General features: G+C 71.8%; 8 protein-coding genes. 5 read left to right on the top strand and 3 right to left on the bottom strand.

Annotation, left to right across the window (positions count from 1 at the left end; all coding sequences use genetic code 11):
* Positions 1-38: 38 nt before the first annotated feature.
* On the bottom strand, positions 39-1,244 hold the full coding sequence (locus tag ACFW9D_RS36125; protein ID WP_384629377.1) for an amidohydrolase family protein: 1,206 nt from the start codon (positions 1,242-1,244) through the stop codon (positions 39-41).
* A gap of 265 nt (positions 1,245-1,509) precedes the next feature.
* Between ACFW9D_RS36125 and ACFW9D_RS36120 the strand changes: the two genes are divergently transcribed.
* Complete coding sequence (locus ACFW9D_RS36120; RefSeq protein WP_223206254.1) at positions 1,510-2,175, top strand: GntR family transcriptional regulator; 666 nt, start codon at positions 1,510-1,512, stop codon at positions 2,173-2,175.
* Positions 2,176-2,190: 15 nt separating this feature from the next.
* Here ACFW9D_RS36120 and ACFW9D_RS36115 read toward each other — a convergent pair whose 3' ends face one another.
* Both ACFW9D_RS36115 and ACFW9D_RS36110 read right to left on the bottom strand, forming a co-directional pair.
* Positions 2,191-3,441, bottom strand: a complete 1,251-nt coding sequence (locus ACFW9D_RS36115) for an MFS transporter (protein WP_384629374.1) — start codon at positions 3,439-3,441, stop codon at positions 2,191-2,193.
* A gap of 133 nt (positions 3,442-3,574) precedes the next feature.
* Complete coding sequence (locus ACFW9D_RS36110; RefSeq protein ID WP_188340593.1) at positions 3,575-4,504, bottom strand: carbamate kinase; 930 nt, start codon at positions 4,502-4,504, stop codon at positions 3,575-3,577.
* Between the two features lie 19 nt (positions 4,505-4,523).
* On the opposite strand from ACFW9D_RS36110, the gene ACFW9D_RS36105 reads away from it, so the two are divergent.
* Genes ACFW9D_RS36105 through ACFW9D_RS36090 form a run of 4 tightly spaced genes read left to right on the top strand, consistent with a single transcriptional unit; the run spans position 4,524 to position 9,964 of the window.
* A complete protein-coding gene (locus ACFW9D_RS36105) occupies positions 4,524-5,573 on the top strand; it encodes a DUF2877 domain-containing protein (protein WP_384629371.1) in 1,050 nt (349 codons plus the stop codon).
* Entirely contained in the window at positions 5,570-7,120 is a 1,551-nt protein-coding gene (gene fdrA, locus ACFW9D_RS36100) for an acyl-CoA synthetase FdrA (protein ID WP_223206255.1), read from the top strand. The genes ACFW9D_RS36105 and fdrA overlap by 4 nt, the downstream gene beginning before the upstream one ends.
* Positions 7,117-8,574: a DUF1116 domain-containing protein gene (locus ACFW9D_RS36095; RefSeq protein ID WP_188340595.1), complete on the top strand. Its 1,458-nt coding sequence runs from the start codon at positions 7,117-7,119 to the stop codon at positions 8,572-8,574. The genes fdrA and ACFW9D_RS36095 overlap by 4 nt, the downstream gene beginning before the upstream one ends.
* A 34-nt stretch (positions 8,575-8,608) precedes the next feature.
* Positions 8,609-9,964: a cytosine permease gene (locus ACFW9D_RS36090; protein WP_384629367.1), complete on the top strand. Its 1,356-nt coding sequence runs from the start codon at positions 8,609-8,611 to the stop codon at positions 9,962-9,964.
* The last annotated feature ends 58 nt before the right edge of the window (positions 9,965-10,022 follow it).

The following is a 10,022-nucleotide window of genomic DNA, read 5'->3' as shown; positions in this document are numbered from 1 at the left end:
GGCCAGGACCCTGCGGCGTCGTCAGGGGAAAGGCGGGGTCAGACCAGCTGGAGCTGGTCCGCGACGACGCGGCCCGCGCGGAGCACCGTGCGGTCGGTGCCGCGGTCCATGACGGCGGCGGCGACCGTGTCACCGTCCACCAGGACGAGGTCCGCCGCGTCGCCCACCGAGACACCGGGACGGTCGGCCGTGGAGGTGAGGCGCTCCAGGGACGGGTCCAGGATCGCGGCGCCACCGCGGCTCGCGACGGCCCAGCAGTGCTCGATCAGCTCGTCCGGCCGGTACCGGTTCGTGAACGCCAGCTGCCACGTCCGGTCGAGCATGTCCCCGTTGCCGTACGGCGACCAGTAGTCCCGCTGGCCGTCCTCGCCGAGACCCACCCGCACCCCGGCCCGGGTCAGTTCCGCGAGGGGCAGCGCGTGCATCTGCTGCGCGGGCGCGATCGTCGCCATCGAGATGTCGAGGTCGGCGAACTCCTCGATGAGGCGCCGGGTGGTGGCCTCGTCGACGTTGCCCAGTTCGTACGCGTGCGACAGCGTCACCTTGCCCCGCATGCCGAGCGCACGGGTCCGCTCCAGGATGAGGTCGGTGCTGAACACCCCGAGGTGGCCCGGCTCGTGGAGGTGGATGTCCACCGGTGCCTGGTGCTTCTCGGCGAGGCCGAAGACGATGTCGAGGTGCTTGACCGGGTCCTTGTCGAGGGTGCACGGGTCGATGCCGCCGACGACGGCCGCACCGGAGGCGAGCGCCTGGTCCATCAGCTCCGGCACGCCCTTCTCCAGGAGCAGGCCGGCCTGCGGGAAGGCCATGATCTCGACCTCGGCGCGGTCCTTGTGGGCCTCCTTGGCGGCGAGGACGCCCTCGAAACGCTCCAGGCCGCTGTCCGCGTCGATCTGCGCGTAGCTGCGCACGCGCGTGGTGCCGCGCTCGATCATGCGGCCGAGCAGCGCGGTGGTGCGCTCGGCGACCGGCGGGTCCTCGCGCCAGTGCTCCCGGTCGTTCATGGTCAGGCCCCACACGCCCGGCCGGCCGGTGTGCGGGCGGAACGGCAGACCGACCCGGTTGGAGTCCAGGTGGCAGTGGACGTCGGAGAACGACGGCATGGCGAGGCGGCCCCGCCCGTCGACGCTCGATCCGTCGTCGGCGCGCGCCGGGTCGTGCGGCATGACCGCCGCGATCCTGCCGTCCAGGATCTGGAGGTCGGAGGCGTCGCCGCCCCACGGGCGGACGTTCCTGATGAGCATGGGCGTGACTCCTTGCGGGAAAGCGGACGGAACGCCTCGGACGGACCGTGGTCGAGGCCACCGTGACCTTAACACTTGGCATACCAAATGAAGTTGCCTCCTGCATCGATAGGGCAACTATGAGGGATTTGCGGCGAATTCAAGTCAGGGAGAGGGGGGATGGGTGGCGATTCTTCGGTCGATCGGTATACCGCTCGGCCGAAAAGCGTCGGACCGTGCCAGGGGCGCGGCACGAGAGCCTGAACTCCGATGCGAAAATGGCGGAATGACAGGCGCAACGGCAGACGCCGAGGAATTCACCCCCGAGTCGGAGCGGGTCATGCGCACCCTGCGCGACCAGATCATCGACGGCTCCCGGGCCCCCGGCAGCAAGCTGGTGGAGCGGGAGCTCGCCGCCGAGCTCGGCGTGAGCCGGCTGCCGGTGCGCGACGCGCTGCGCGATCTCGTCAACGAGGGCCTGGTGACGCCCAGGCCGCGCACCTGGGCCGTGGTCCGCGAGTTCACCCCCTCCGACATCTCGGACCTCAGCGAGGTCAGGTCCGCTCTGGAGACCCTGGGCTTCCGGCTCGCGGCGCAGCGCCGCACCCGCTCGGGCCTCGCCAAGCTCCGCTCCCAGCTCGACGCGGAGCAGGCCGCCGCGGCCGAGGGCGACGGCGCCGCCGCGCGCCGTTTCGCGGCGGACTTCCACGAGACGGTCACCGAGCTCGCGGACAACGCCCTGCTGAGCGAGCTCGATCTGACGCTGCGCAGCCGGATGCGCTGGCTGCTGGGCCAGCACGACGACTTCACCGCAGTCGCGGAGGAGCACGAGGAGCTGTACCGGGCCATCGAGGCCCGGGACGTGGAGACGGTGGGGGAGCTGGCGGTGGCGCATCTGGCGACCAGTCAGGCCGAGGCGGACGCGCACCACCGGCACGCCGTCGTGAGCTGACCGGCAGAGGCGGTGTCAGACCCCGCGGTAGCGGGGCAGCCCGGGCAGGCGCAGCGCGAGCACGGCGAGGAACGCGACGAGGAGCAGCGAGCTCAGCAGGGTCGTCGTGGCCACGCCGACGTGCTGCGCCGAGAAGCCCAGGCACAGCGAGGACAGCGGCATGACACCGATGGCGAGTTCCTGGACGCCGAGCGCCCGGCCCTGGACCGAGGGTTCGGTCGTCATCAGCAGCAGTGTGGTCTGGAGTACCCCGAACGAGGCGCTGAGCAGGCCGATGAGCGCCATCAGCGCGAACGACACGGCCACCTGGTGGGACAGCGCGAACAGCGCCCACAGCGTGCCCCAGGCCGCGGTCCCGTAGACGAACAGGGCGCCCTTGAACCGGAAGTCGCCGAGCGCGGCGATGACCAGGGAACCGGTGAGGCCGCCGACGCCGCTGCACGTCAGGAGCCAGCCGAGGCCGTCCGCGTCCAGCCCCAGGGACTCCTTCGCGAAGACCGGCATGAAGGCCTGATACACCGGCCACAGCAGGATGTTGGCGGCGAGGGTGACGCCCAGGACGCCGGCGGCGAGGCGGTTGCCGAGGATCGTGCGGATGCCGCCGACCAGCAGCGCGCCCACCGGTTCCGGCGCGGCCCGCCGGGCGCCCTCCGTGTCCGCGTGGCGCAGCGGCCACAGCGCGAGCAGCGACAGGGCGAACCAGCCCGTGGAGATCCACAGGGCGACGGAGGAGCCGAACACGCTGATCATCGCGCCGCCCAGGGCCGGTCCGACGACCTGCGTCATGTTCATCGCCATGGCGTTCAGCGCGTTGGCGTTGCTGAGGTTGCGCCGCCCCACCAGTTCGAGGACCAGTGAGGACCGGGCGGGCTGCGAGGGGGACTGGGCGAGGCCGGTGGCCAGGCCCGCGAGCACGAGCACCCAGTACGGGGCGTCGGTGACCGACTCGAGGGCGGACACGGCGACGGCGGCGGTCAGCGCCCAGCCGCAGGCGATGTTCAGCAGCCGTACGCGGTCGTGGCGGTCGGAGAGGACCCCGGCGAAGGGGCCGAGCAGCATCGGGGCGAGCCGCGCCGAGGTGAAGACGGCGAGCAGGAACTCCGAGCCGGTGGTGTCGAAGACGATCCAGCCCAGGACCATCGTCTGGGTCCAGGCGCCGCCGAAGAAGAAGACGTTGGAGACCCACAGGGCGCGGAAGGCCCGGCTGTCGCGCAGCGAGGCGAGCGGACCCGAGCGGGCGCGGGGAGGAGACGGCGGTGCTTCCATCGGCGTCTCCCGCGGCACGCTCGAACTCCTCTTCCGTTGTACGGATCCGGCCCGCTGGGCCGCCTCGCCACCGCCGCGTTGCGACGACGGCGGCGAGGGGTTGCCCGAATGGTATACCGAAACGGTGCGGGCGTCAGACGAAGACGATGTCGCCCTCGACGTCGGAGCGGATCTCGGTGCCGACCTTGCGCTCCAGCAGGTCGTCGAGACGGTCCAGCGGGCCGATGAGCGTACGGCCGCCGGCCTCGGCGACGCGCACCGCGGCGGCCACCTTCGGCGCCATGGAGCCCTCGGCGAACTTCATCGTGGCCAGGCCCTCGGGGGAGGCGGTGAGGATGTCGCGCTGCTCCGGGGTGCCCCAGTTCTCGCTGACGAAGTCGCCGTCGGTGAGCATGATGAGCATGTCGGCGCCCAGGTCCGCGGTGAGCGCGGCGCTCGCGGCGTCCTTGTCGACGACGGCCTGCATGCCGATCTGCCGGCCCTTGGAGTCGGTGCGCACCGGCACGCCGCCGCCGCCCACGCAGACCACCAGGGTGCCGTTGTCGAGCAGGGTGGAGACCAGCGGGGCCTGCATGATGCGCAGCGGGTGCGGCGACGGGACGACGCGGCGGAAGGCGCCGCCGTCCTTGGCGATCGTCCAGCGGTACTCGGCCGCCGCCTCGGCCGCGTCCTGGGCGGAGTAGGTCGGGCCGATCAGCTTCGTCGGACGCTCGAAAGCCGGGTCGTTCTCGTCGACCTCGGTGGTGGTGACGATCGCCGCGACCTCGCGCTCACCGACCAGGGCGTTGGACAGCTCCTGCTGGATGACGTAGCCGATCATGCCCTGGGTCTCCGCGCCGAGGATGTCGAGCGGGTACGCCGCGACGTCCTGGTATGCCAGGTTCTGCAGGGCGAGGAGGCCGACCTGCGGGCCGTTGCCGTGGGTGATGACGACCTCGTGCTCGCGGGCCAGGCCGGCCAGGGCCTGGCAGGCGCCCCGGACGTTGGCGCGCAGGCGGTCGGCCGTCATCGGCTCCCCGCGCTTGGCCAGTGCGTTCCCTCCGAGGGCGACGACGATGCGCATGTGAAGTCCCTTGTTCTGAATGTTCGCTTACCGGACGCAGAATGGTATACCAATATGGGTAGGTCAGAACGAGCCGGACGACAAGACCGGAAGCGGCAGTGAGGAGGGCACGACGATGTGCCAGGGCGAGCCCCTCGGGCTGCGCGCGCACTCCGGTGACGCGCGCCTTCTCGCGCGCCTGCACGCGCCCGCTCCCGGGCCCGCAGGCACCGGCCCGTACGGCTTCCGGGGCACCGGCGCCGTCCACTCCGCCTTCACCCACGTGGTCAACCTGCTCACCCCCGACGGCCTGCTCATCGCCCTGGCCTCCCGCGACGCGGGTGACGCCCCGCGCACCCTCGTCGTCGACGTCCCCGACTGGACCGGCACCGGACTCGACGCCGGCCACAGCGTGATGTTCGACACCGGCCGTCTCATTCTCGACGCCCCGGGCCGCCCCCTCCATCTGACCGCCGAAGGCGCCCGCCCCTGGGACCCGGCCGGCCCCTCCCTCGCGCACCTCGCCCCCGGCGCCCTCGCGCGCGCCGCCGACGCCCTCGACGCGTACAACCGCGCCCACGGCGCCCCCGGCGGCATGCTCGGCGCCGCCCCCGGCGCCGGCCTCATGGAGAGCGCCGTCGCCCGCGCCCTCGACGCCGGACGCGTCCGGCTGCTCGACGCGCTGCGCGCCGGCGACGCCGTCGAGACGGTGCACGGCATCCTCGCCCTGCACGGCCTCGGCCCCGGCCTCACCCCCGCCGGCGACGACTTCCTCGCCGGCCTCACTCTGGTCGCCGCCCTCCCCGGCAGCGCCCTGGCGCCGCTCCCGCTCGCCGTCCGCACCGTCCTCGACGGCCACCGCGGACGCACCACCGACCTCGCCGCGGCCACCCTGACCGAGGCCGCCGAGGGCCGGGCGCGCGCCGAACTCATCGACGTACTACGGCAGTTGGCGGACAGTCCGCCGCCGTGGGACCTGAACGATCCTGCCCGTCGCGTGCTGGCCTTCGGCCACACCTCGGGCAGCGACACCCTGTCCGGCCTCGTGGCCGGACTCCACCTGGAAGAAGAACTGCGAGGTTCGCTGTGAGTACCACCACAGCCGTCGTACGTAAGAACACGTACTTCGACTCCGTGTCCCTGATGTCCGTCTCGACCAAGGCCAACGCCCTGGACGGGGTGGAGCAGGCGTTCACCGCCATGGGCACCGAGATGAACAAGGGCGTCCTGGACAACCTGGGCCTGCTCACCGACGAGCTGAAGGCCGCCGAGAGCGGCGACCTGATGGTCGTCCTCGTCGCCGAGGACGGCGCCGACACCGACGCGCTCCTCGCCGAGATCGAGGGCCTGCTCACCCGCAAGGCGCCCGCCTCGGCCGACGGCGGCCAGGTCACCTACCGCACCATCACCTCCGCCGCCGAGGGCATCGCCGGCGCCAACCTCGCCGTCATCGCCGTCAACGGCGCCTACGCCGCCCGCGAGGCCCGCAAGGCCCTCGAGTCCGGCCTGCACGTGATGATGTTCAGCGACAACGTCGCCGTCGAGGACGAGATCGCCCTCAAGAACCTGGCCCACGACAAGGGCCTGTTCATGATGGGCCCGGACTGCGGCACCGCGATCATCAACAACATCGCGCTCTGCTTCGGCAACAAGGTGCGCCCCGGCAACGTCGGCATCGTCGCCGCGTCCGGCACCGGCTCGCAGGAGGTCTCCGTCCGCGTGCACGCGCTCGGCGGCGGCGTCTCCCAGCTCATCGGCACCGGCGGCCGCGACCTGTCCGAGCAGGTCGGCGGCATCATGATGGTCGACGGCATCCGCGCGCTCGCCGCGGACCCGGCCACCGACGTCATCGTCCTCGTCTCCAAGCCCCCGGCCCCCTCCGTCGAGAAGAAGGTCCTCGCCGAGGTCGCCGCCGCGGGCAAGCCCGTCGTCGTCTGGTTCATCGACGGCTCCGAGGAGGCGGTCACCGCCGCCGGCGGTCACTTCGCCGCGGGCAGCCTCCAGGCCGCCCAGAAGGCCGTCGAGCTCGCCGGCATCGCCCCGGCCGCCGTCGAGGCCTTCGACGCCGAGGCCGCGGCCGGAGCCGTCGTCGCCCGCCTCGCCGAGGGCCAGAAGTACGTCCGCGGCCTGTTCTGCGGCGGCACCCTGTGCGACGAGACCATGTACGCCGTGCGCGACGCCGGTCTCGACGTCTGGTCCAACATCCAGAAGAACGCCGACTTCCGCCTCCCGGCCGGCTCCGCCTCGCGCGGCCACACCTTCCTCGACTTCGGCGACGACGACTTCACCAACGGCCGTCCGCACCCCATGATCGACCCGGCCCTGCGCATCGAGCGCATCGTCGAGGAGGCCAAGGACCCCGAGGTCGCCGCCCTCGTCATGGACTTCGTCCTCGGCTTCGGCTCCCACGAGGACCCGGTCGGCACCACGCTCCCCGCCATCGAGGAGGCCCAGCGCATCGCCGCGGAGGCCGGCCGCCACCTGGAGGTCGTCGCCTACGTCCTCGGCACCGACCTGGACACCCCCTCGGTCGCCGCCCAGACCGCCGCCCTGCGCGCGGCCGGCGTGACCGTCACCCTCAGCTCCACCGAGACGGGCCAGTTCGCCCGTGAGATCGCGAAGAAGGCACAGGCATGAGCACCGAGAACACCGAACTGACGCCCGCCGCCGCGCTGTTCGCCGGCGACCTCAGCGTCGTCAACGTCGGCCTCGCGATGTTCGACGAGGACATCAAGGCCCAGAACGCCCAGGTCTCCACCCTCGACTGGACCCCGCCCGGCGGCGGCAACCCCGACGCCGCCCGCGCGCTGAACGCCCTCGAGGCGAGCCCCGAGCTCACCGCGAAGATCGACGCCGCCAACGCCGAGGCCGTCGAGCGCATCATGTCCGCCCGCCCGATGCTCATCGGCTTCGGCCGCGCGCTCGACGTGGTCCCCGGCATGACGCCCACCACGATCCTGCACTCCGGCCCGCCCATCACCTGGGACCGGATGAACGGCCCGATGAAGGGTGCCGTCACCGGCGCCATCGTGTTCGAGGGCCTGGCCAAGGACCTCGACGAGGCCGCCGAGGTCGCCGCCTCCGGCCAGATCACCTTCCGCCCCTGTCACGAGGCGAACTCCGTCGGCTCGATGGCCGGTGTCACCTCCGCGTCGATGTACGTGCACATCGTCAAGAACGAGACGCACGGCAACATCGCGTACACCAACCTGTCCGAGCAGATGGCGAAGATCCTGCGGATGGGCGCCAACGACCAGAGCGTCATCGACCGCCTGGTGTGGATGCGCGACGTCTTCGGCCCCATGCTCAAGGAGGCCGTCGAGTTCACCGGCCCCGTCGACCTGCGTCTGCTGCTCTCGCAGGCCCTCCACATGGGCGACGAGTGCCACAACCGCAACGGCGCGGGCACCCTGCTCCTCTTCCAGGCCCTCGCCCCGGGTCTGCTCCAGTCGTCCTTCACGACCGAGCAGAAGAAGGAGGTCTTCGACTTCGTCGCGTCCTCCGACTACTTCTCCGGCCCCACCTGGATGGCCATGGCCAAGGCCGCCCTCGACGCCGCCAACGGCGTGGAGAACTCGACCGTCCTCACCACCATGGCCCGCAACGGCGTCGACTTCGGCATCCGCGTCGCCGGTCTGCCCGGCCAGTGGTTCACCGGCCCGGCGCAGAAGGTCGTCGGCCCGATGTTCGCCGGCTACAAGCCGGAGGACTCCGGTCTCGACATCGGCGACAGCGCCATCACCGAGACGTACGGCTTCGGCGGCTTCGCCATGTCGGCCGCGCCCGCGATCGTCGCCCTCGTCGGCGGCACCGTGGCCGAGGCCATGGGCTACACCCGCGACATGGGTGAGATCACCACCGCGCAGAACCCGAACGTGACGATCCCGGCCCTCGACTTCCAGGGCCTGCCCACCGGCATCGACGTCCGCAAGGTCCTCGACACCGGCATCCTCCCGATCATCAACACCGCCATCGCCCACAAGGACGCGGGCATCGGCATGATCGGCGCCGGCATCACCCACCCGCCGGCCGAGGCGTTCACCAAGGCCGCCACCGCCCTCGCCGAGGCGTTCGGCGGCACCTCCTCCTGACGCGCGAGAGCGCCCACCCGGAAGCCCACTCACGATGAAAACAAACCGCTCCGCCGCGGAGACGGCCACGTCCACGGACCGGGAACTCGACGACGAGTTCGAGCACAGCCCGGTACCGGCCGACCGCCGCAAGTCGCTCCTGACGGTCTCGGCCGTCTGGTTCGGATTCCCGATGATCCTGACCAACGCCATCCCCGGCGGCGTGGTCGTCGCCATGCTGGGCTTCTGGCGCGGGCTCGCGGCCATCCTCGTGGCCAACCTCGTCATGCTCCTGTACGTGGGGATCCTCAGCCACCGGGCCGGATCCACCGGCGAGAGCTTCTCGCTGCAGGCCACGCGCACCTTCGGCCGCGGCGGCTACATCGTCGCCTCCGCGTTCCTGGCCACGATCGTGGTCGGCTGGTTCGCGTTCAACACCGGTGCCACCGGCGCGACGCTGCACGCGTCGTTCGGCTGGCACGAGCAGCTCGTCACCGTGCTCGCGGGCCTGGGCTTCATAGGCCTGACCTACCTGGGCATCAAGGCGCTGTCCTGGCTCGGCGCGGTCGCCGCGCCGCTGTTCGTCATCGCCGGTGTCATCGCCCTGGTGATCGTGGCCCGGGACCACGACCTGGGTTCGGTGTTCTCGTACCAGGGCGTCGGCGGCGCGTCCGCGCTCACCTTCGGTGCGGCCGTCTCCACGATCATGGCGACGTTCGCCGACTCGGGAACGATGACCGCGGACTTCACCCGCTGGTCGAAGAACGGCCGGCAGGCCGTCCTCGCGACCATCAGCGCGTTCCCGATCGCGAGCCTCGTCGCCCAGGTCACCGGCGGCCTGGTCGTCGCGGCGGGCGCCATTGCCTCGGCCGGCACCGCGGGCGGTGACTTCCTGCCGATTCTGACCGGTGAGCACTCCGGGATCCTGAACGTGATCGCGGCCGTCTTCGTCTTCGTCAACCTCGGCTCCGTGTGCAGCCACTGCCTGTACAACGGCGCCCTTGGCTGGTCGCACCTGACCGGCACGACGATGCGCCTGATGACGATCGTCCTCGGTCTCATCGGCACGGCCGCCGCGCTCGCGGGCGTCTGGAACCACTTCCTGAGCTGGCTGGTCATCCTGAGCGTGTTCGTGCCGCCGCTCGGCGGTGTGCTCATCGCCGACATGTTCTTCGCCCGCGGCGGCCGCGGCGCGATGGACCGGCGTCCCACCGTGACGGTCCGTCCGACGGCCTTCGTGGCCTGGGCGGTCGGCGCGGCGGCCGGCGGTGTCGCCCACTGGTGGGCGCCGCAGCTGTCCGACGCGGTCACCGGACTCGTCGTCGCGGTCGTCGCCTACGCGGTGTTCGAGCGGACGCTCGCCCGCGAACCCGTGGCCGAGGCCGCCCCGGAGCCCGCTCCGGCCGCCTAGCCGCGGCGAAGTACGCAGGAGAACGAGGGCGCGCCCCCGACCGGCACAGGGTCGGGGG

It is taken from the genome of Streptomyces sp. NPDC059524 (assembly GCF_042749255.1).
Lineage (GTDB): Bacteria > Actinomycetota > Actinomycetes > Streptomycetales > Streptomycetaceae > Streptomyces > Streptomyces xanthii.
Note: the sequence above shows the minus strand (reverse complement) of the source record. Positions and strands in the feature narration are given on the sequence as shown.

Excerpts from the sequence above, each read along its gene's own strand:
- ACFW9D_RS36125 (WP_384629377.1), bottom strand. The coding sequence starts at position 1,244 with ATGCTCATCAGGAACGTCCGCCCGTGGGGCGGCGACGCCTCCGACCTC.
- ACFW9D_RS36120 (WP_223206254.1), top strand. The coding sequence starts at position 1,510 with ATGACAGGCGCAACGGCAGACGCCGAGGAATTCACCCCCGAGTCGGAG.
- ACFW9D_RS36115 (WP_384629374.1), bottom strand. The coding sequence starts at position 3,441 with ATGGAAGCACCGCCGTCTCCTCCCCGCGCCCGCTCGGGTCCGCTCGCC.
- ACFW9D_RS36110 (WP_188340593.1), bottom strand. The coding sequence starts at position 4,504 with ATGCGCATCGTCGTCGCCCTCGGAGGGAACGCACTGGCCAAGCGCGGG.
- ACFW9D_RS36105 (WP_384629371.1), top strand. The coding sequence starts at position 4,524 with ATGTTCGCTTACCGGACGCAGAATGGTATACCAATATGGGTAGGTCAG.
- ACFW9D_RS36095 (WP_188340595.1), top strand. The coding sequence starts at position 7,117 with ATGAGCACCGAGAACACCGAACTGACGCCCGCCGCCGCGCTGTTCGCC.
- ACFW9D_RS36090 (WP_384629367.1), top strand. The coding sequence starts at position 8,609 with ATGAAAACAAACCGCTCCGCCGCGGAGACGGCCACGTCCACGGACCGG.